Source organism: Microbacterium sp. 20-116 (genome assembly GCF_041079415.1).
Classification (GTDB): domain Bacteria; phylum Actinomycetota; class Actinomycetes; order Actinomycetales; family Microbacteriaceae; genus Microbacterium.
Window position 1 is genome coordinate 1 of the sequence record NZ_JBFYGP010000005.1, and the last position, 19,817, is coordinate 19,817.

The window sequence follows — 19,817 nt, forward strand, 5'->3', positions numbered from 1 at the left end:
CCCCCCCTTCCCCCGGCCCCCGCCGGCCCCCCCCGGCAGCAGCTCCCCCTCCCCCCCCCCCCCCCCCCACCCCCCCCCCCCCCCCCCCCCCCCCCCCGGGGCGAGCACGTCGATGCGGATAGACTCGTCCCACAGCTCGACGTTCTTCCGGTGCCAAAGGAGTTGCCGTGATCCAGTTCGATCAACCCGCCCTCATCCCCGCAGACCCCGACGCCAACGCGTCCGACCTGCTCGCCGACCGCGTCCGCGCCACCCCCGACCGGCCGCTGTTCGCGGTTCCCGACCGAGACGGATGGCGAGACGTCACCGCCGTCGCGTTCGAACGGCAGGTCATCGCCCTCGCGAAAGGCTTCGTCGCCGCCGGCATCCAGCCCGGCGAGAAGGTGGGGTTCATCGCCCGCACCACCTACGACTGGACCCTGATCGACTTCGCGCTGTTCTACGCCGGCGCCATCATGGTCCCGGTCTACGAGACCAGCTCGCCGTCGCAGATCTCGTGGATCCTGTCGGATTCCGGTGCGATCGCCGTGGTCCTGGAGTCCACGGAACACGCCGAACGTCTCGACGAGGTCCGCAGCGACCTCCCCCTCGTCCGCGAGGTCTGGGCGATGCACTCGGGAGCCCTCGACGCGCTCGTCTCGGGCGGCACGCACATCACCGACGAAGAGATCGAGCGCCGCCGCCACCTGGCGAAGGCCTCCGACGTCGCCACCCTCATCTACACCTCGGGCTCCACCGGCCGTCCGAAGGGCTGCGTGCTCGTCCACAGCAACTTCGTCGAGCTGGCGCGCAACTCCGCCAAGTCGCTGCACGAGGTCGTCGAGACCCCCGGCGCCTCGACCCTGCTGTTCATCACGACGGCGCACGTGTTCGCGCGTTTCATCTCGCTGCTCAACGTGCACGCGGGCGTGAAGACAGGACATCAGCCCGATACGAAGCAGCTCCTCCCGGCGCTCGGCAGCTTCCGCCCCACCTTCCTCCTCGCGGTCCCCCGCGTGTTCGAGAAGGTCTACAACTCCGCCGAGCAGAAGGCCGAGGCCGGCGGCAAGGGCAGGATCTTCCGCGCCGCCGCCGACGCCGCGATCGAGCACTCCCAGCGCCTGCAGGACGGAAAGTCGATTCCCCTGCTGCTCAAGATCAAGTTCGCGCTCTTCGACAAGCTGGTCTACTCCAAGCTGCGGGATGCCATGGGTGGCAACATCGTCTATGCGGTGTCGGGATCGGCCCCTCTCGGCCCCCGCCTGGGTCACTTCTTCCGCAGCCTCGGCGTCGTGATCCTCGAGGGCTACGGCCTCACCGAGACCACCGCCCCGGCCACGGTGAACCTCGCCACGAAGTCGAAGATCGGCACCGTCGGTCCCGTTCTGCCGGGTGTCGGCATCCGTCTCGCCGATGACGGCGAGATCCAGGTGCGCGGTATCAACGTGTTCCGCGAGTACTGGCAGAACCCCGAGGCGACGGCCGACGCCTTCGACGGCGAGTGGTTCAAGACCGGCGACATCGGCGCCTTCGACAGCGACGGATTCCTCGCCATCACGGGCCGCAAGAAAGAGATCATCGTCACCGCGGGCGGCAAGAACGTCGCTCCCGCCGCTCTCGAGGACCCGATCCGTGCGAACCCGATCGTCGGTCAGGTCGTGGTCGTGGGCGACCACAAACCGTTCATCGCGGCCCTGGTCACGCTCGACACCGAGATGCTCCCGACCTGGCTGGCCAACAACGGCCTGCCCGCCGACATGCCACTCGCCGAGGCGGCCGAGAACGACAAGGTGCGCGCCGAGGTGCAGGGCGCGATCGACCGCGCCAACACGCGGGTCTCGCGCGCGGAGTCGATCCGCAAGTTCACGATCCTGCCCACCGAGTGGACCGAGGCCAGCGGGCACCTGACGCCGAAGATGAGCATCAAGCGCAACGTCATCGTCGCCGACTTCGCCGACGCCATCGAGGACATCTACGCCGTGCCGGTGAACACGACCAACGTGTCGCTCCCCTGAGACGCGCGACGACGACGGCCCGGTCCCCCCGAGGGGCCGGGCCGTCGCGTATCCCCTCTCACGACGTCAGCGATCCGCACAACCTCAGCCCGGCACACAGCAAACCCACGGAAGTTGCGCAAATCGCGGAGAGTACGCCGACGCCGGCCACACCTCGGCGACCCGCACAACCTCGGCGACCAGCACAACCTCAGCGATCCGCACAACCTCAGCCCGGCGCACCGGAAACCCACGGAGGTTACGCAAATCGCCGAGGGTACGCCGACGCCAGCCGCACCTCAGCGACTCGCACAACCTCAGCGATCCGCACAACCTCAGCCCGGCACACAGGAAACCCACGGAAGTTACGCAAATCGCCGAACGTACGCCGACGCCGGCCACACCCCAGCGACCCGCAAAACCTCAACAATCAGCACGACTACGGCTCGACATGGCCGAGAACGGCGGAGGTTGCGCGAATCCCGGGGGAAGCGCGTGACCCGGCTCCGAATCAGAACCAGTCGCTCTCGCGCACCTGGCGCATTGCCTGGCGACGCGTCTCGGCGGACAGGCGCGAGAGGTACAGCATGCCGTCGAGGTGATCGGTCTCGTGCTGCAGGGCCTGGGCGAGCAGCCCCTCGCCCTCGAGCACGACCTCGTTGCCGTCGAGGTCCATTCCGACGACCTTGGCCCACGGATAACGCAGCGCATCGTGCCAGAGACCCGGCACCGAGAGGCACCCCTCCCCCACCGGCTCCGGCTCTCCGCGCGTCTCGACGAGCACGGGGTTGAGCACGTAGCCGATGTCGCCATCGATGTTGTAGCTGAAAGCGCGCAGACCCACGCCGATCTGCGGCGCCGCGACCCCCGCGCGCCCGGGCAGCTCGACCGTGTCGATCAGGTCTTGGACGAGGGCACGGATGCCGTCGTCGATCTGCTCGATGGGCGCACTGGGCGCGCGCAGGACGGGGTCGCCGAACAGGCGGATCGGGCGAACGCTCATGCCGCGACCGCCGGGGCACGCAGGCCCTCGACGACGGCGGCGGCGAGCTCGCGCGCGGCCTGTCGGGTCGAGGGCTGCAGGTCGCGGAAGGTGATGGCGCTGCCCGCAGCGATACGTGCGTCGTAGGGCATGCGGATCACGGTGCGCACACGCGAGCGGAAGTGTGCCTCGAGCTCGCTCTCGCGCACCAGCGGCGTGCCGGGGCGGGAGTTGTTCAGCACGACGACCGCATCGCGGACGCGCGCCGCGTAGCCGTTGGTCTCGAGCCACGTGAGCGTCTCGGACGCGAGGCGCGCCTCGTCGACCGACAGGCCCGCCACGATGACCAGGGTGTCGGCCAGTTCGAGTGTCGCGCCCATGACCGAATGCACGATCCCCGTGCCCGTGTCGGTGAGGACGATCGAGTAGTAGTGCGCGGCGACGTCGGCGACCTGGCGGTAGTCGTCGTCGCTGAAGGCCTCGGACACCCGCGGATCGGAATCGGATGCCAGCACGTCGAGGCGCGTGGCGTCGCGAGCGACGATCGACGAGACGTCGTTGTAGCCGACCATCTCGTCGTGCGAACGGACGAGGTCGCGGACCGTGCGTCCGTTCGGACGGCCGACGCGGTCTGCGAGCGTCCCGCGATCGGGATTGGCGTCGACCGCGATGATGCGGTCGTCGCGCGCGTCGGCGAGGGCCATGCCCAGGAGCGAGGTGACGGTGGTCTTACCCACACCGCCCTTGCGCGAGAGCACCGGCACGAACCGCGCGCCGCCCGCGAGAGGCGTAGCGATCCGGCGGTCGAGATCCTTGCGTTGACGGGCGCGACGACCGTCGCCGAGGTTGATGCGGTGACGCGAGACCGAGTACACCAGCTGCTGCCAGAGGCCCTCGGGCTCGGGACGCGCGATCTGACGCGGATCGAGCAGACGGTCGGCGGTGAGCAGGTCGGAGCTTTCGCGCGCGTCGTCGATCTGACCGATGCGCTTCGAGGTCAGTGTGACCTCCGGAGCGGGCGTGCGCACGCGCTCCAGCGAGTGGGCGCGATCGACGCGGGCGGCCTCGTCGGCGGCACGGGCGGCATCATCGGCCTGGTGGGCGCTGCGGCGCGTGAGCGGAATCGTTCCGATGACGCCCGTCGCGGCGCGCTCTGCGCGCGTGGTCGGCGCCGCTGCGGGGGCGACGACGGTCTGAGGCTCCGCCCCGGCAGAGTCGGCTTCGACCTCGGCGCTAGCCGGCGGTGCGGGCTGCGACTCGGCGGTGACCGGCGGGAGGGACGCGTCGACGGACTGTCGGGTGGGCTCGGGCGTATCTGCCACGGTCTCGGTCTCCTCGACCTCTGCGTCGTCTGCGTCGTCGGCGTCGTCGGCGTCGTCGTCGAAGGGTACGGTCGCGGCGAGCTCGGTCTCCTCGACAGCGACCTCTTCCGGCTCCGCGGGTGCGGGCACCGCGTCTTGCGGCCTCGCTTCTTCCGAGTCAATCTCCTCGGTGTCGCCGTGCTCAGGCTCGCCGACGGCCGCGGGGACCCACGGCGCGTGCGTGAGCGGCTCCGAGGTGTCCGCCGACACGTCGGACTCAACGTGCGTCTCGGGCTCGCGTTCATCGGCCGGTGCGTGGTCCGGCTCGAGGTCTTCCCCACCCCGGGACGCCGCATCCAGGGCTCCCCCCGTCTCGGCGGCATCGGCTTCGGTCACGAGGTCGTCGACGATCTCGGCATCGGCAAGGTCTTCGGCCCGCGGGTCGGACTCGGCTGCCCCGGCCAGGTCGTCTTGCGCCTGGTCGATTGGCGAGAGCAGGTCCTCACCCGGGAGGGCGTCAGCGGCGGTCGGGGCGTCGACGTCATCGTCCTCGTCGACGCCCACGGGCTCGTCGCCGGAGGCAAGCTCCTCGGCCTCTTCCGACGAGAAGGTCTCGCCCGAGCGGTCCTGGTCTTCGTCGATCTCGCGCGATTGCGCGGACGGCTCCGCCGCGGCATCCGCTGCGGTCTCGTCACCGACTCCTTCCGCGACGGCCGGGGGCTCGGCATCCGGCATCTCGTGCTCCGAGGCGTCGCGGGGCGACTCGTCGACGATCTCCGCATCGTGCACGTCGTCGTCGGAGAGCGGCTCCGTCGTTGCGTCCGTGTCATGCGGCTCGAGGATGATGTCGCCGGTCGGGAGCTGCTCGACGTGCGGGTCGTGCACGATCTCGGCGTGGTCGTCGATGCCGGCGGGTACGGCGGAGGGAACGCGCGGGGCGTCGAGGGCGGCGAGATCGGCCTCGTCGAGGGGGATCTCGTCTTCGATCACATCGTCATCGAGGTCGTCGTCGTCGCTGGCCACGGGCAGGTCGACATTGACCTGAGCGATGTGCCCGCCGAGGATCGTGATGCTGGCCGTGTCGAGATTCCCGCTCTCCTCGAGCACGCCGTGCTCGGCGTTCTCGTCGGGGTTCGCGTCGGTGCGGTCGGGGGTCACTGCAGTCTCCAAACGGGAAGAGGGCGCGAAAGCGCCCCCTTCTAGGTTACTGCGCTTGGCGGATTACCAGCAAAAGATCTCCTGCTTCCACCTGTTGTGTGGTACCGATGGCGACACGTTCGACCACGCCGTCGACGGTCGCGGTGATGGCCGCTTCCATCTTCATCGCCTCGATCGAGGCCACCGCCTGACCGGCCGAGACGCGGTCCCCCGCCGTCACCTTCATCGTCACGACGCCCGAGAACGGCGCTGCCATCTGCCCGGGTTTCGAGGTGTCGGCCTTCTCGGCCTGGCGGGCTTCGACGTCGATCGAACGATCGCGCACGAAGACCGGGCGCAGCTGGCCGTTCAGCGTCGTCATCACCGTGCGCATGCCCTTGTCGTCGGCCTCGCCGACGGCCTCGAGCCCCACGAACAACTGCACACCCCGCTCGATCTCGACGGTGTGCTCTCCGCCGGACTGAAGACCGTAGAGATAATCGGCCGTATCGAGCACGCTGAGATCGCCGTACGTCTCGCGGGTCTGCTCGAAGGTGCGTGTCGGGCCGGGGAAGAGCAGCCGGTTCAGACGCGCGCGTCTCTCGGAGGACTCCCCCGCCAGGGCGGCCTGGTCGTCGTCGGTGAGCGGCGTCGTGCCGGTCTTGGCATCCCGCCCGGCGAGAACCTTCGAACGGAAGGGCTCGGGCCACCCGCCCGGCAGGTCGCCGAGCTCGCCCGCCATGAACGAGACGACCGAGTCGGGCACGTCGTACTTCTCGGGGTGCTGCTCGAAATCGTCGGGGTCGGCCCTGACGGCGGCGAGGTGCAGGGCGAGGTCGCCCACGACCTTCGAAGAGGGTGTGACCTTCGGCACGCGGCCGAGGATGCGGTTCGCCGCGGCGTACATGTCCTCGATGAGCTCGAAGTCGTCGGCGAGCCCGAGCGCGATCGCCTGCTGGCGCAGGTTCGACAGCTGCCCGCCCGGGATCTCGTGCCGGTACACGCGTCCGGTAGGACCGGCCAGTCCCGATTCGAACGGACGGTACAGGTGACGCACCGCCTCCCAGTACGGTTCGAGGTCGCTCACGGCCGCGAGGTCGAGACCGGTGTCGCGATCGGTGTGCGCGAGGGCCGCGACCAAGGCCGACAGAGACGGCTGGCTGGTGGTTCCCGCCATGGGTGCCGACGCCGCGTCCACGGCATCCGCTCCCGCAGCCGACGCGGCCAACAGGGTCGCGAGCTGCCCGCCCGCGGTGTCGTGGGTGTGCACGTGGACCGGCAGGTCGAACCTCTCGCGCAGAGCCGAGACGAGCTTGGCCGCGGCCGTGGGGCGGAGCAGCCCCGCCATGTCCTTGATCGCGAGCACGTGGGCGCCCGCATCGACGATCTGCTCGGCCAGACGAAGGTAGTAGTCGAGCGTGTAGAGATCCTCGGCGGGATCGAGAAGGTCGCCGGTGTAGCAGACGGCCACCTCGGCGACGGCGGTGCCGGTGCGCAGAACCGCGTCGATCGCCGGGCGCATCTGAGACACGTCGTTGAGCGCATCGAAGATGCGGAAGATGTCGACACCGGATGCCGCGGCCTCGGCCACGAACGCATCGGTGACCTCCGTGGGGTACGGGGTATAGCCGACGGTGTTGCGGCCGCGCAGGAGCATCTGGATGGCGACGTTCGGCAGTGCCTCGCGGAGAGCGTCGAGGCGCTCCCACGGGTCTTCACCGAGGAAGCGAAGGGCGACGTCGTAGGTCGCTCCGCCCCAGGCTTCAACGGAGAGGAGTCCGGGCGTCAGGCGTGCGACGTAGGGGGCGACGCGCGCGAGGTCGCGGGTACGCACGCGCGTGGCGAGCAGTGACTGGTGCGCGTCGCGGAACGTCGTCTCGGTGACCGCGAGAGCGGTCTGCTCGCGCAGCGCCTTCGCGAAGCCGGCGGGTCCGAGCTCCCGCAATCGCTGGCGCGAGCCGGCGGGCGCCGCGGCGGCCGGGTCGAGCGTGGGAAGCTTCGCGCCCGGATCGATCGAGAGCGGGTTCTCACCGTTGGGGCGGTTGACGGTGGTGTCGACCAGCCACGAGAGGATCTTCGTTCCGCGGTCCTTCGACTCGCGGCCCTTCAACAGCTCGGGGCGTTCGTCGATGAACGAGGTGCTCAGGTCGCCGGCGACGAAGGCGGGGTCGTCGAGCACGGCCTGCAGGAACGGGATGTTCGTGGAGACACCTCGGATGCGGAACTCGGCGAGGGCCCGACGGGCGCGCGACACGGCGGCCTCGAAGTCGCGGCCGCGACACGTGAGCTTCGACAGCATCGAGTCGAAGTGCGGGCTCACCTGCGAACCGGCGGCTGTCGTGCCTCCGTCGAGACGGATGCCGGCCCCACCGGGCGACCGGTAGGTCGTGATCTTCCCGGTGTCGGGGCGGAATCCCTGGGTGGGGTCCTCGGTGGTGATGCGGCACTGCAACGCCGCGCCGCGCAGGCGGATGTCCTCTTGCTGGAGATGCAGGTCGGAGAGGGTGGCTCCGGCAGCGATGCGCATCTGCGACTGCACGAGGTCGACGTCGGTCACTTCTTCGGTGACCGTGTGCTCGACCTGGATGCGCGGGTTCATCTCGATGAAGACGACCTCCCCGGTGCGCGGGCCCGCGGTCTCGAGCAGGAACTCCACCGTTCCCGCGTTCTGATAGCCGATCGAGCGCGCGAACGCGACGGCGTAGCGATGCAGGTCGTCACGGACCGACGGGTCGAGGTTCGGCGCGGGCGCGATCTCGATGACCTTCTGGTGGCGCCGCTGCACCGAGCAGTCGCGCTCGAACAGGTGCACGGTCTCTCCCGCGGCATCCGCGAGGATCTGCACCTCCACGTGACGCGGACGCTGGACAGCCTGCTCGAGGAACATGCGCGGGTCGCCGAAAGCGCTCTGCGCCTCGCGCATGGCCTCGGCCAGGGCCGGGGCGAGCTCGCCCTTGGATTCCACGCGGCGCATGCCGCGCCCGCCCCCGCCGGCGACGGCCTTCGCGAACACGGGGAACCCGATGTCGTCGGCCTGAGCGAGCAGTTCGTCGATGTCGTCCGACGCCGGGGTGGAGCGCAGCACCGGAACGCCCGCCGAGATCGCGTGCTCCTTCGCCGTTACCTTGTTGCCGGCCATCGCGAGCACTTCGGCGGGAGGACCGATGAAGGTGATGCCGTGAGCGGCCGCCTTCTCGGCGAGCTCCGGGTTCTCGGACAGGAAGCCGTAACCCGGGTAGATGGCATCCGCCCCGCATTCGCGGGCGACGCGGATGATCTCGTCGACGTCGAGGTAGGCGCGGACCGGGTGGCCGCGCTCGCCGATCTGGTAGGCCTCGTCGGCCTTCAGGCGGTGGAGCGAGGCACGATCTTCGTACGGATAGACCGCGACGGTGCGGGCGCCGACCTCGTATGCCGCGCGGAAGGCGCGGATCGCGATCTCCCCGCGATTTGCGACCAGGATCTTCGAGAACATGCGCACCTCACGTCAAGCTGGCGGAGCTGAATGTGCTCACAGCCTAGGGGACGGTAACGTGGACTCTCGTGCACGTACTCTCCGTCAGCTCTCTCAAAGGCGGGGTCGGCAAGACGACCGTGACACTCGGGCTGGCTTCCGCAGCCTTCGCACGTGGCGTTCGCACTCTCGTCGTCGACCTCGACCCTCAGTCCGACGTGTCGACCGGGATGGACATCCAAGTCGCCGGTCGGCTCAACATCGCCGATGTCCTGGCCAACCCCAAAGAGAAGGTCGTCCGACAGGCGATCACCTCCAGCGGGTGGGCGAAGGTTCATCCGGGCACGATCGACGTGCTCATCGGCAGCCCCTCGGCCATCAACTTCGACGGTCCGCATCCCAGTGTCCGCGACGTCTGGAAGCTCGAAGAGGCTCTGGCGACCATCGAGGCCGACTACGACCTGGTGCTGATCGACTGCGCGCCGTCGCTGAACGCCCTCACGCGCACCGCGTGGGCCGCGAGCGACCGCGTCGTCGTGGTCACCGAGCCGGGCCTGTTCTCCGTCGCCGCAGCCGACCGTGCCCTGCGCGCGATCGAGGAGATCCGCCGTGGACTCTCGCCGCGCCTGCAGCCGCTCGGCGTCGTGGTCAACCGCGTCCGCCCGCAGTCGATCGAGCACCAGTTCCGCATCAAGGAACTCCGCGACATGTTCGGCCCCCTGGTCCTCAACCCGCAGCTGCCCGAGCGCACCTCGCTCCAGCAGGCGCAGGGCGCGGCCAAGCCGCTGCACGTGTGGCCCGGCGACTCCGCTCAGGAGCTCGCTGCCGACTTCGACGCGTTGCTCGACCGGATCGTGCGCACCGGCCGTATCCCCGTCGAGAACGAGGCACCCCAGGCCTGACCGCAGTCCTGTCCGACGCCGCCCCGCTGCCTCGCAGTCGGGCGGCGTCCGTCATTACGGCGCTCCGCGAGACCCCTGAGCACATCGAGGGGCCGAGATCCGTGCCGGCATCGGCGCTGTCGACGCACCCGCCGCTCCCCTACTGGTCGTCGGCCGAGAGGAGTCGGAGCACGACGCATTGCCGGATGCCTTTGCATCCGACGAGAACGGGCGTGTCTACGCGGTGCGGGCGGCGCGGCGCGCGGCGAGTTCGTCGACGGCCTCGGGGGTCGCCTTCTCGAAATCGACCAACGTCGACTCGACCTCGCGGAGGACCTTGCCCACGGCGATGCCGAAAACGCCCTGTCCGCGGCTGACCAGGTCGATGACCTCGTCGTTCGAGGTGCAGAGATACACCGATGCCCCGTCGCTCATGAGCGTGGTGCCGGCGAGGTCGCGGATGCCCGCGGCGCGGAGCTGGTCGACCGCCGTGCGGATCTGCTGCAGCGAGATGCCCGTGTCGAGAAGGCGCTTCACGAGCTTGAGGACGAGGATGTCGCGGAAACCGTAAAGACGCTGCGATCCCGAGCCGCTCGCTCCGCGAACCGTCGGAACGACGAGCTCGGTCCGAGCCCAGTAGTCGAGCTGGCGGTAGGTGATGCCGGCGGCGCGTGCCGCGACGGCTCCGCGGTAACCGGTGTCGTCGTCCATCTCGGGCAGACCGTCGGTGAAGAGGAGATCAGCGGCGAACCGAGGTTCACCGAGTGCGTCGCCAGCGTTCATGCTCGCGTCCTCCTCATCGGTTCGTTTCCTCCACGCTAGATGAGCGGAGGTCCCCCGGCAATGACATCCGCTCCGAGGGCTGCGGCGTGTCGCGATCAGGACAGGATTCGCTCGAGAGCGTCTCGCACGAACATCGTGCGCACCTCGTCGAGACGGGCCGCGAGCTCGGGTGCGAGCTCACTCGCGCGAGCCCGAGAAGGCGCGTCGGGACGACGCAGCAGAGCCGACAACGCGGACTCCACCAGTGAGACCTCGCGCTCGGCGCTCTGGCGGAGCGAGCGGATGTGACGCGGCTCGATGCCGTGGCGATCGAGCGCGACGAGAGCCCGCAGCAGAGTGACGGCCTGCTCGGAATACGTGTCGGCACCGGCGATCACCCCCGTGCTGACCGCGTCGTTCAGCAGCTGGGGACGCGCGCCTGCGGCGGACAGGAGTTCTTCGCGACGATAGCGGCGCGGAGCGCTCGTCATCGACGGGATCGATGTGGGCGGCGCCGGGTTGCGGCCCGCGTCGAGGTCGGCGAGGTAATCGCGGATGACCACGAGCGGAAGGTAGTGATCGCGCTGCAGAGTGAGCGCGAGGCGCAGGCGCTCGAGGTCGGCGGGCGAGAACTTGCGGTACCCCGACTCGGTGCGGGTCGGCGACACGATGCCCTGCACCTCGAGAAAGCGGAGCTTGCTCGAGGTGAGCGCCGGGAAGTCGGGGGTCAGACGCGCGAGCACCTGGCCGATGCTGAGCAGCCCCGCAGCCGTCTGTCGACTACGGGAGGGGGCTGCCGCCATCAGCGCTCTGCCGCGGGCAGGTCGACCGGCGAGCCGAAGAAGTTCAAGCGGAACTTGCCGATGCGCACCTCGGCGCCGTTGACGAGAGCCGAGCGATCGACCCGCTCGCCGTTGACGTAGCTGCCGTTCAGCGAACGCTGGTCGACGATCTCGAACGAACTGCCGGAACGCAGGATCTCGGCGTGACGGCGCGACACGGTCACGTCGTCGAAGAAGAGGTCGGCCTCGGGGTGACGGCCGACGGTGGTCACGTCGGTGTCGAGCAGGTACCGGGCGCCCGTGGTCGGACCGGAGCGCACGATGAGCAGGGCCGCCCCCGAGGGGAGGGCCTCGATCGCCTCGAGCTCGGCCTCGGTGAGATCGGCACCGAAGGGCACGAACGACAGGTCGGCGTCGTGGGTCTGGGTCGTGTCGTGCGACGCGCCGGCTGCTGCGGCGTCGGCCGCGCGCCGGATCTCGTCTCGCTCGAATCGGCTGGTCTCGTCCACGGCTTCTCCTTCATATTCACCATAACCGATCGGTCGCCAACGGCGGGGTCGACCGACTTCGAGCAGGTCATGGTGAGGCGTGATGTGTCTGTATTCGCCGAAACCGGGACACCGCGGTTTGGGGGATGCGGAGGCGGCCGACGAGACACTCGAACCTATCGACCCGGACCTACCCCTGTCGAGTCCGCATCACCCGCTGTCGGCGCGCCGTCTTCACCCCGGACCGCTACGCAGGACGCCGAGACCCTGCGCATGCCCCCCGTCCGGCCGCTTTCACCCTGGTTAGGGTCGGAGAATGACTTCCTCCGAGACGCCTCGCCGCCGCACTGTTCCCGCTGTCCTCGCCGCAGGCCTGCTGGCCGCCGCCGCACTTCTCGTGCCGGCACTGCCGGCCGCGGCCCACGACGAACTCGTCTCGACCGACCCCGCGGCCGGCGCGACGCTGGAGTCGCTCCCCTCCCAGATCACCCTGTCGTACAGCGCCGACATCCTCACCGACGCGGGAGCGACCGTGATCGAGGTCACCGACTCCGCCGGAGCCTCCCTCGCCAACGGCGCCCCGACCGTCTCGGGAACCGAGGTGACGCAGGCCCTGGCGGGGCCGGCATCCGGGACCGTCACCGTGAAGTGGCGGGTCGTCTCGAGCGACGGGCACCCCATCGACGGCGACTTCGCCTTCGCGGTCCCCGCGGCCGCTCCCACCCCCACCGCGACCGCGACCCCCACCGCGTCGGCGAGCCCCGCGGCGACCGAGAGCGCCGCCCCCTCGGCGACGTCGGAGGCCACTCCGCTGCCCGCCGAGGACAGCTCCGGCGCCTCGCCCCTGCCCTGGATCCTGCTCGCGGTCCTGCTCGTGATCGTGGCGGGCGTCCTCGTCTACGTCCTCGCCTCGCGCGCGGGCCGCAAGACCGCCGGCGGCGACACCACCGGGCGATAGGCTGGAACCATGCCTCATTACGATCTGGTCATTCTTGGTGCGGGTCCCGGCGGGTACGTCGCCGCCGTCCGCGGCGCACAGCTCGGACTGTCGGTCGCGATCGTCGAAGAGAAGTACTGGGGCGGTGTGTGCCTCAACGTGGGCTGCATCCCCTCCAAGGCGCTGCTTCGCAACGCCGATCTCGCGCACACCTTCCACGCGAAGGCCGACCTGTTCGGCATCTCGGGGGACGTCACCTTCGACTTCGGCAAGGCGTTCGACCGCTCGCGGTCGGTGGCCGCGGGCCACGTCAAGGGCATCCACTACCTGATGAAGAAGAACAAGGTCACCGAGTACGAAGGCCGTGGCTTCTTCGCCGACGACCACACCCTCGACGTGACGCTGACCGACGGGTCGAAGGAGCAGGTCACCTTCGACAACGTCATCATCGCCACCGGCTCCACCGTGCGCCTGCTCCCCGGCGTCAGCCTCTCCGAGAACGTCGTGACGTACGAGGAGCAGATCCTGACCCGCGAGCTCCCCGAGTCCATCGTCATCGTCGGCGCCGGGGCCATCGGCATGGAGTTCGCCTACGTCATGACGAACTACGGCGTGAAGGTCACGATCATCGAGTTCCTCGACCGTGCGCTGCCCAACGAAGACGCCGAGGTCTCGAAAGAGATCCAGAAGCAGTACAAGGGCTACGGCGTCGACATCCTCACCTCCACGAAGGTCGACTCCGTCACCGACCACGGAGACAAGGTCACCGTCGCCTACACCGCGAAGGACGGCTCGACCGGGTCGATCGACGCCGACCGCGTGCTGATGTCGATCGGCTTCGCCCCCAAGGTCGACGGCTTCGGTCTCGAGAACACCGGCGTGAAGCTCACCGAGCGCGGTGCGATCGACATCGACGACCACATGCGCACCAACGTGCCGCACATCTACTCGATCGGCGACGTCACCGCCAAGCTGCAGCTGGCCCACGTGGCCGAGGCGCAGGGCGTCGTGGCCGCCGAGACCATCGCCGGTGCCGAGACCCAGACCCTCGGCGACTACCGCAACATGCCGCGCGCCACCTTCTGCAACCCGCAGGTCGCCTCGTTCGGCCTCACCGAGCAGCAGGCCCGCGACGCCGGTCACGACATCAAGGTCGCGAAGTTCCCCTTCTCGGCCAACGGCAAGGCCAACGGCCTGGGCGAGCCCGTCGGCTTCGTCAAGCTCGTCGCCGACGCCGAGACGCTCGAGCTCATCGGCGGTCACCTCATCGGCCCCGACGTGTCGGAGCTGCTGCCCGAGTTGACCCTCGCCCAGAAGTGGGACCTCACCGCCCTCGAGGCGGCCCGCAACGTGCACACCCACCCGACGCTGTCGGAGGGTCTGCAGGAGGCCTTCCACGGTCTGACGGGACACATGATCAACCTCTGATCGTGTGACGTACGAAGGCCCGCCCGGTTCGCCCGGGCGGGCCTTCGTCGTCCCCGCGGGCGACCTCGGCGCGAACGCGAAACGGCACTCCGCCGACGGTCGGTCGCACGTGGCGACCGTGTCGTCGGCGGAGTGCCGTATCTCTTCGCGCGGGCGGAGAGGTCAGTGCCCGAGAGCGCGAGCGGAGAGGTCGGTGCCCGAGAGCGCGGGCGGAGAGGTCAGTGCCCGAGAGCGCGGGCGGAGAGGTCAGTGCCCGAGAGCGCGAGCGAGCTTGGACCCGGATGCCGCGTGGCGGCCCCCCGCAGCGAACACCGCCGCGTCGACCGCGGCGAAGAACGCCGCACGCGCGTCGTCGTCGGTCGGCGCGGCAGGACCGAGTTCGACCTCCCACTCGCGCCAGACGGACTCTACCCCGCGGCGCTCGTCGCGGGCGTGGACGCGGTCGTCGACGAACTCGGCGACCTCGTTCCCGACCTCGTCGAGCAAGGAGTAGGCGGTGCGATGGTTGCGCACCCGCGCGAGGGGGGTGAACGGAGGCGCGGCGACCGAGGCGACGGCATCCTGAATCGCTTCGGGCACCACCGGATCGGCGTCGGGGTCGATGTCCCCCTCGAGCGGCCACTGCCTCTCGGTGCGACCAGCGCCCTCGACGGGACCCTTGATGTGCCAGCCCTCGTCGGGCCCTCCGGTGCGGCGGCGGACAGCGATCCCCGCGCGAGCGAGGTCGGCGTCGGCCGTATCGAGGTAGCGTGCGTCCAGGTCACGCGGCTCGGGCTCTCCGACCCGTGTCACGCCCGGGAGGGCCGCCCAGTCGGGAAGAGGCGTCTCATCGTCGACGTCGTACTTCGACTCGATCTCGACGTTCGACGACCCGCTCGGGGCTGCGCTCAATCGTCGCGGCCGTCGGCGTCGGGGTTGATGTCCTCGGTCTCCTCCGAGAAGACGAAGACGGCCTCGGTCGGCCCGTCGGACTCGCCCTGGTTCGCCAGGCCGCCATCGCGGCGGTAGACGAGCTGGCCCTCGCTGTAGGGCATGATCAGCGTGTCGTCGGACTCGTTCTCGAGCGGGAGCACCTGCCCGTCGAGCGGGCCTCCGGTCAGTCGTGCAATAGCCATGACGCCAGCGTAGACCGCGGCACCGACACCGCCCGGTGCCTTGACAGCGCTCACCTACAATCGCTGGAGTGACCTCGACCGACCTCCCCGGCGACCGCCCCTTCGTGCTGCTCGCCACGCGCGCCGAAGACCGCCCGGCCGACGAGGAGTACGCGCTGTTCCTGCGATTCACGCGGCTGCCTCCCGAGCGGCTGCTGCGTGTGCGGCTCGAGCGGGACTCGATGCCCGCCTTCGACCTCGACGCGGTGTCGGGGATCCTCGTCGGCGGCAGTCCTTTCAACGCGTCCGACCCGCCCGAGCGCAAATCCGCCGTCCAACGGCGCGTCGAGGCCGAGATGGCCGCCCTGGTGGACGAGGTCGTCACCCGGGACGTCCCCTTCCTCGGCGCCTGCTACGGGGTCGGCACCCTAGGGACGCACCTGGGGGCACCCACCGACGGGACGTTCGCGGAGCCCATCAGCGTCGTCGACATCTCCCTCACCCCCGAGGGACGCGACGATCCTCTCGCAAAGGGACTGCCCGCGACCTTCCCCGCGTTCGTCGGGCACAAAGAGGCCATCAGCGCGCTCCCGCCATCGGCGACCCTTCTCGCGTCGTCACCGACGTGCCCCGTGCAGATGTTCCGTGTGAAGCAGAACGTGTACGCGACGCAGTTCCATCCCGAGCTCGACCTCGACGGCATCGTCACGCGCATCCACGCCTACGCCTCGTACGGCTACTTCGCGGCGGACGAACTCGACCTGACCCTCGCCGCCGTCCGCCGCGCGCCCGTGACGGCTCCCTCACTCATGCTGCGGACCTTCGTCGAGCGCTACGCCCGCTGAACCCCTCTCGTCAGGAGCGGTCGCGGGGAGTCACCCGCACGACCTGGACGGGAGCGGTCACCGCGGGATGCGCGAGCCGGAGGTAGGGTTCGAGCCCCAGGTCGACCAGGTGCACGAGTCCGGACAGCTCCGGACCCCGTCCACGGACCAGGCCCGCCTTGAGGGCCCCGAAGGTGACCGTGACGTCGGCGGCGAGCACGGCGGCATCCGCCGTCCCGTCATCGGGATCGAGGCCGCTGGGGAGGTCGACCGCGACGACGAACGGTTGCTCCCGAAGGCCGCGGACGCCTTCGACGAGAGCGCGCGCTCCCCCGCGCAGGCGCCGGTCCGCCAGACGACCGATGCCGAGGATGCCGTCGAGCACGAGCGCGTACTCGGCCAGCTCACCGCGGACCTCCGACGCCGACCGCACGCGCGCTCCCGCGGCGACCGCGGCATCGAGCGCCGCCCGGTGCACGCGATCGCGCACGAGCACCAGATCGACGCGCTCGGCGACGGCGCCGAGCTCGGCCGCGGCGTACAGGGCGTCTCCCCCGTTGTCGCCCGCGCCCACGAGGACGAGAACTCTTCCGGGTCGCGCGACGAGCTGCTGCGCGACGATGTCGGCCAGGGCCGCGGCGGCCCAGCGCATGAGCGGCCGCCCCTCCGCCAGCAGAGGCTTCTCGGCGGCACGGACGGCGTCGGCGCTGTACGCGGCGACGCGTTCCCCCGAGGCCAGCAGCCCGCTCGCGGACTCACTCATCGGGGGACCCCGCGCGAGCCTCGGCGCGGTCCTCGCGAGCGGCCGCCGCAGGGTCGTTCGTCGCGAGGTTCTCGCGCTCCTTCGTCTCTGCGGCGCGGGCGGCGTCGAGCTCACCGGTCGCAGCGCGCACCGCCTTCTCGGCTCGGCGGACGCGGAACTGGATCATGGTCGACGCGCCGTACTTCGCGCGGACGCGGTCGTGGTCCTCTTCGGTGGCGACGGTGATGTACGCGCCCGCGATGAGGATGACCTGGCTGGAGAGGTTCAGCCACAGCAGCAGAGCGATGAGCGAGGCGAACGTCGCGAGCAGCGGGTTGTTGCCCGCTCCGCCGACGAACAGCCCCGACAACTGCTGCAGGACGACGAGTCCCACGCCGCCGAGAAGGGCACCCCGTAGGAGCGTGGGGCGGCGCGTCTTCACGCCCGAGAGGGCGGCGAAGGCCACGGCCACGGCGGCCGTGTCGAGCAGCAGGACGACGAGCGTCGAGACCAGCCAGGTCAACACCGCGGAGATCCAGGAGTCGGCGGAGATGCCCAGCAGCTCCCGCACGAACGTCAGCCCGGCGGTGGCGAGGAAGGTCACGACGGCCGCGCCGACGAGAGCGACGCCGATGCCGATCGCGACGGCGAGGTTGCGCACGATGACGAGGATGGGGAGTGTGTCGTCGGTGGCGACGCCGGCGATCTGTCGAAGGGCCGAGCGCAGCGAGCCGATGGCGCCGATCGCTGCGCCGAGCAGACCGATGGTTCCGATCACCCCCGCGACGGTGAACTCCCGCGGGGCATCGAGCTTGCTCACGTCGAGCAGACCATCAGGTCCGACGAGACCCGGCACCACGTTGTTGACCGCTCGCTCGAGCGCCGAGAACGCATCGGGGTTCCCCGACAGCCAGATCGCCGCGAACGAGAACCCGATAAGCACCGCAGCGAACAGGCTGAACAGGGTGCGATAGGTCACGCTGTCGGCGAGCATGGGGCCGCGCGCCCCCGAATAGACGAGGAACGCGCGCACGAGACGGAGCCGCAGCGCCCACGCCGTGACACGACGTATGAGGTCAGCCATGCGCTCAGGGTATCGGCGCGGCGGGGCGTGCCCCACGGGCTTGACCGCGGAGGTGCGCAGCGACAGGTCAGCCCGACGGCATCCCCTCTCCCGGCCCGCCCACCAGACGCAGCCACGCGCCCGAGAGAAGCCAGGGGCCGTAGGCGATCTGCGTGCGTCGCTCACCCGCGAGCAGAACACCGGTGGCGGCGACGCCGCCGAGAACAAGAGCGAAGAGCAGGCCGGATGCCACGGCCTCGGGCCCGTACCACCCCAGCGGCGCCCCGACGAAGGCGGCGAGCTTGACGTCTCCTCCGCCGAACGCACCGGGACGCGACAGGTGCAGCGCGAGAGCGACGGCGAACGCCGCCGCCGACCCCCCGACGACGCCGAGCGCGCGCCCCGGTTCACCGGTGCGCAGGGCTTCGGCCGTCAGCAGCGCCGCGACCACGAGCAGCGCCGGAAGCACAACCGCATCGGGCAGCCGGTGGGTGCGGACGTCGACCACGGCGAGCGCGATACCCGCCACGGCGAACACTCCGGCGGCCAGTGCGCTCAGCATCGGCACGGCTCAGGCGTCGATCACGAAGAGGTCGACGCGCACGACCGACCCGGGGTCGATGGCTTCGACGTCGCGCACCGCGCGCTTGAGGGGCAGGACGTAGACGCCCCCGGCCTGCGGGAAGATCGAGGTGCGGAAGGTCGTGGCGCCGATCGTGGCGTCGACCCGCACCCCGCCGAAACCGCGCCGATACGTCTGCGTCTCGCGAATCTCCGCGCTGAGCTCGGGCGGCAGCGCGACGAAGTACCAGTCGCTGTCGCTGCGCGCCTCCCACCGGAAGACGTCGCCCTCGAACCGCACTCTCATCGCCGCTCCCCTCCGTCGTGCGAGGTGGTCACGATACCGGTGAGCGGCTGACGGCGGGCCGCGTCATCCCCTGGGGAGGAACGTCGGCGCTCATCGTTGCGGTTCGCGCCTCGGCGAGCGTCCGACGGCGACATCCGCGCCGACGGCGACGATCGCCGCGCACACGTAGACGACGATGTCGCGTGCGTCGAACCCGGTGCCGAGCACGAGCGCGATGGGACGGAACCGTTCCGCCAGGTCGACGGGGATTCCCGTGGCCTGGAAGAGTTCCACGGCCACGCTCCATCCCCCGGCGATCAGGCCGACGACGAACGGCCGCAGGCGCGGGAGCACCATCACGACCGCGGCGTAGACCGCGACCGTGTAGAGCGCGTCGCCGGCGATATCGGTCGCGGTGTTCGAGGGCAGCACGAGGTGGACGACGAGCCCGGCCGCGACCACCGCGGCCAGGGCGAGAAGGGCGGTCGTGCGGCGTCGAGTGGGCGGCATCCTGCCATCGTGACACCTTCCGCCGCGGCGTGAGACGCGCGTCAGCGGATGACCCCCGCGGCCCGCGCCGGGTCGGCGTACGCGCGAGAGAGCGAGTCGACGGTGTCGTGGGCGTTCAGCCCGCTGGGGTTGGGCAGCACCCAGGTGGGGACGTCCGCGATCGACTCCTCCTGTCGCCCCGCGGTCGCGCGGGGCCGCTGGAAGCCCTGGCGGTAGGCGGTGAGCCCGACGACCGCGACGGCCCGAGGCTGCCACCCGGCGACCCGCTCGACGAGCGACGCCGCACCCGCCCGGAGCTCCTCCCGTGACAGCTCATCGGCTCGCGCGGTCGCTCGCGCGACGAGGTTCGACACGCCGACTCCCGCGTCGAAGATCATGCGGCGGTCCTCGTCGCCGAGCGGCTCGGAGTAGGCGGGCAGACGCGGAAGGATCCCCGCCCTCACCAGCGCCGGCCAGAAGCGGTTGCCCGGGCGTGCGAACGGGGTCCCGGTCGCCGCGGTCCACAGGCCCGGGTTGATGCCGACGAACAGCAATCGCACGCCCGGCTCGACGAGGTCGGGCCTCGTGGCATCCCGATAGGACTCGAGTTCGGCGCGCGTATACCCCATGAGA

Annotated in this window: 19 protein-coding genes; 5 read left to right on the plus strand and 14 right to left on the minus strand. The window is 70.2% G+C overall.

Features of this window, described 5'->3' with window-relative positions:
* Positions 1 to 167 precede the first annotated feature (167 nt).
* On the plus strand, positions 168 to 1,994 hold the full coding sequence (locus AB6V29_RS10870) for a long-chain fatty acid--CoA ligase (RefSeq protein WP_369358595.1): 1,827 nt from the start codon (positions 168 to 170) through the stop codon (positions 1,992 to 1,994).
* 490 nt (positions 1,995 to 2,484) lie between these two features.
* Here AB6V29_RS10870 and def read toward each other — a convergent pair whose 3' ends face one another.
* Genes def through AB6V29_RS10885 form a run of 3 tightly spaced genes read right to left on the minus strand, consistent with a single transcriptional unit; the run spans position 2,485 to position 8,868 of the window.
* Entirely contained in the window at positions 2,485 to 2,976 is a 492-nt protein-coding gene (def, locus tag AB6V29_RS10875; RefSeq protein WP_369358596.1) for a peptide deformylase, read from the minus strand.
* On the minus strand, positions 2,973 to 5,414 hold the full coding sequence (locus tag AB6V29_RS10880; protein ID WP_369358597.1) for a MinD/ParA family protein: 2,442 nt from the start codon (positions 5,412 to 5,414) through the stop codon (positions 2,973 to 2,975). The genes def and AB6V29_RS10880 overlap by 4 nt, the downstream gene beginning before the upstream one ends.
* Positions 5,415 to 5,460: 46 nt before the next feature.
* On the minus strand, positions 5,461 to 8,868 hold the full coding sequence (locus AB6V29_RS10885; protein WP_369358599.1) for a pyruvate carboxylase: 3,408 nt from the start codon (positions 8,866 to 8,868) through the stop codon (positions 5,461 to 5,463).
* A gap of 68 nt (positions 8,869 to 8,936) precedes the next feature.
* Between AB6V29_RS10885 and AB6V29_RS10890 the strand changes: the two genes are divergently transcribed.
* Positions 8,937 to 9,749: a ParA family protein gene (locus AB6V29_RS10890; RefSeq protein WP_055835478.1), complete on the plus strand. Its 813-nt coding sequence runs from the start codon at positions 8,937 to 8,939 to the stop codon at positions 9,747 to 9,749.
* 216 nt (positions 9,750 to 9,965) lie between these two features.
* Here the strand turns inward: AB6V29_RS10890 and AB6V29_RS10895 are convergent, their stop codons facing one another.
* The 3 genes from AB6V29_RS10895 to AB6V29_RS10905 all read right to left on the minus strand — a co-directional run bounded on the left by AB6V29_RS10895 (position 9,966) and on the right by AB6V29_RS10905 (position 11,781).
* The gene (locus AB6V29_RS10895; RefSeq protein ID WP_210076368.1) at positions 9,966 to 10,511 is read right to left on the minus strand and encodes a MerR family transcriptional regulator; all 546 of its coding nucleotides are present in this window, start codon (positions 10,509 to 10,511) and stop codon (positions 9,966 to 9,968) included.
* A gap of 95 nt (positions 10,512 to 10,606) precedes the next feature.
* A complete protein-coding gene (locus AB6V29_RS10900; protein WP_210076370.1) occupies positions 10,607 to 11,293 on the minus strand; it encodes a MerR family transcriptional regulator in 687 nt (228 codons plus the stop codon).
* Positions 11,293 to 11,781, minus strand: a complete 489-nt coding sequence (locus AB6V29_RS10905) for an FHA domain-containing protein (protein WP_210076372.1) — start codon at positions 11,779 to 11,781, stop codon at positions 11,293 to 11,295. Before AB6V29_RS10905 ends, AB6V29_RS10900 begins: the two co-directional genes overlap by 1 nt.
* Before the next feature lie 295 nt (positions 11,782 to 12,076).
* Between AB6V29_RS10905 and AB6V29_RS10910 the strand changes: the two genes are divergently transcribed.
* Positions 12,077 to 12,718 (plus strand): copper resistance CopC family protein, encoded by a 642-nt coding sequence (locus AB6V29_RS10910; RefSeq protein ID WP_369358602.1) that lies wholly within the window; start codon positions 12,077 to 12,079, stop codon positions 12,716 to 12,718.
* Between the two features lie 9 nt (positions 12,719 to 12,727).
* Positions 12,728 to 14,125, plus strand: coding sequence for a dihydrolipoyl dehydrogenase (lpdA, locus tag AB6V29_RS10915; RefSeq protein ID WP_210076375.1), 1,398 nt, complete (start codon positions 12,728 to 12,730; stop codon positions 14,123 to 14,125).
* Between the two features lie 246 nt (positions 14,126 to 14,371).
* On the opposite strand, the gene AB6V29_RS10920 is transcribed toward lpdA, so the two are convergent.
* Both AB6V29_RS10920 and AB6V29_RS10925 read right to left on the minus strand, forming a co-directional pair.
* Complete coding sequence (locus tag AB6V29_RS10920) at positions 14,372 to 15,016, minus strand: CYTH domain-containing protein (protein WP_369358604.1); 645 nt, start codon at positions 15,014 to 15,016, stop codon at positions 14,372 to 14,374.
* The gene (locus tag AB6V29_RS10925; protein ID WP_267786713.1) at positions 15,013 to 15,240 is read right to left on the minus strand and encodes a response regulator; all 228 of its coding nucleotides are present in this window, start codon (positions 15,238 to 15,240) and stop codon (positions 15,013 to 15,015) included. The genes AB6V29_RS10920 and AB6V29_RS10925 overlap by 4 nt, the downstream gene beginning before the upstream one ends.
* 68 nt (positions 15,241 to 15,308) lie before the next feature.
* On the opposite strand from AB6V29_RS10925, the gene AB6V29_RS10930 reads away from it, so the two are divergent.
* Positions 15,309 to 16,064, plus strand: a complete 756-nt coding sequence (locus AB6V29_RS10930) for a glutamine amidotransferase (protein WP_369358607.1) — start codon at positions 15,309 to 15,311, stop codon at positions 16,062 to 16,064.
* Positions 16,065 to 16,074: 10 nt separating this feature from the next.
* Here the strand turns inward: AB6V29_RS10930 and AB6V29_RS10935 are convergent, their stop codons facing one another.
* From AB6V29_RS10935 to AB6V29_RS10960, 6 genes are all read right to left on the minus strand, one after another.
* Positions 16,075 to 16,806, minus strand: coding sequence for an NAD(P)H-hydrate epimerase (locus AB6V29_RS10935; RefSeq protein ID WP_307316212.1), 732 nt, complete (start codon positions 16,804 to 16,806; stop codon positions 16,075 to 16,077).
* Positions 16,799 to 17,869 (minus strand): YihY/virulence factor BrkB family protein, encoded by a 1,071-nt coding sequence (locus AB6V29_RS10940; RefSeq protein WP_267786709.1) that lies wholly within the window; start codon positions 17,867 to 17,869, stop codon positions 16,799 to 16,801. Before AB6V29_RS10940 ends, AB6V29_RS10935 begins: the two co-directional genes overlap by 8 nt.
* Before the next feature lie 67 nt (positions 17,870 to 17,936).
* A complete protein-coding gene (locus AB6V29_RS10945; protein ID WP_369358611.1) occupies positions 17,937 to 18,410 on the minus strand; it encodes a prepilin peptidase in 474 nt (157 codons plus the stop codon).
* A 9-nt stretch (positions 18,411 to 18,419) separates the two neighbouring features.
* A complete protein-coding gene (locus AB6V29_RS10950; RefSeq protein WP_369358612.1) occupies positions 18,420 to 18,716 on the minus strand; it encodes a DUF1905 domain-containing protein in 297 nt (98 codons plus the stop codon).
* A gap of 90 nt (positions 18,717 to 18,806) precedes the next feature.
* Positions 18,807 to 19,205, minus strand: a complete 399-nt coding sequence (locus AB6V29_RS10955; protein ID WP_369358613.1) for a DUF2809 domain-containing protein — start codon at positions 19,203 to 19,205, stop codon at positions 18,807 to 18,809.
* Positions 19,206 to 19,246: 41 nt separating this feature from the next.
* The gene (locus AB6V29_RS10960; protein ID WP_369358615.1) at positions 19,247 to 19,813 is read right to left on the minus strand and encodes a mismatch-specific DNA-glycosylase; all 567 of its coding nucleotides are present in this window, start codon (positions 19,811 to 19,813) and stop codon (positions 19,247 to 19,249) included.
* Between the last annotated feature and the right edge of the window lie 4 nt (positions 19,814 to 19,817).

What these genes read in the sequence shown, in the direction of transcription:
- AB6V29_RS10955 (WP_369358613.1), bottom strand. Translation starts at nt 19,205, where the DNA reads ATGCCGCCCACTCGACGCCGCACGACCGCCCTTCTCGCCCTGGCCGCG.
- AB6V29_RS10910 (WP_369358602.1), top strand. Translation starts at nt 12,077, where the DNA reads ATGACTTCCTCCGAGACGCCTCGCCGCCGCACTGTTCCCGCTGTCCTC.
- lpdA (WP_210076375.1), top strand. Translation starts at nt 12,728, where the DNA reads ATGCCTCATTACGATCTGGTCATTCTTGGTGCGGGTCCCGGCGGGTAC.
- AB6V29_RS10945 (WP_369358611.1), bottom strand. Translation starts at nt 18,410, where the DNA reads ATGCTGAGCGCACTGGCCGCCGGAGTGTTCGCCGTGGCGGGTATCGCG.
- AB6V29_RS10895 (WP_210076368.1), bottom strand. Translation starts at nt 10,511, where the DNA reads ATGAACGCTGGCGACGCACTCGGTGAACCTCGGTTCGCCGCTGATCTC.
- AB6V29_RS10950 (WP_369358612.1), bottom strand. Translation starts at nt 18,716, where the DNA reads ATGAGAGTGCGGTTCGAGGGCGACGTCTTCCGGTGGGAGGCGCGCAGC.
- AB6V29_RS10960 (WP_369358615.1), bottom strand. Translation starts at nt 19,813, where the DNA reads ATGGGGTATACGCGCGCCGAACTCGAGTCCTATCGGGATGCCACGAGG.
- AB6V29_RS10885 (WP_369358599.1), bottom strand. Translation starts at nt 8,868, where the DNA reads ATGTTCTCGAAGATCCTGGTCGCAAATCGCGGGGAGATCGCGATCCGC.
- AB6V29_RS10925 (WP_267786713.1), bottom strand. Translation starts at nt 15,240, where the DNA reads ATGGCTATTGCACGACTGACCGGAGGCCCGCTCGACGGGCAGGTGCTC.
- AB6V29_RS10900 (WP_210076370.1), bottom strand. Translation starts at nt 11,293, where the DNA reads ATGGCGGCAGCCCCCTCCCGTAGTCGACAGACGGCTGCGGGGCTGCTC.
- AB6V29_RS10940 (WP_267786709.1), bottom strand. Translation starts at nt 17,869, where the DNA reads ATGGCTGACCTCATACGTCGTGTCACGGCGTGGGCGCTGCGGCTCCGT.
- def (WP_369358596.1), bottom strand. Translation starts at nt 2,976, where the DNA reads ATGAGCGTTCGCCCGATCCGCCTGTTCGGCGACCCCGTCCTGCGCGCG.
- AB6V29_RS10935 (WP_307316212.1), bottom strand. Translation starts at nt 16,806, where the DNA reads ATGAGTGAGTCCGCGAGCGGGCTGCTGGCCTCGGGGGAACGCGTCGCC.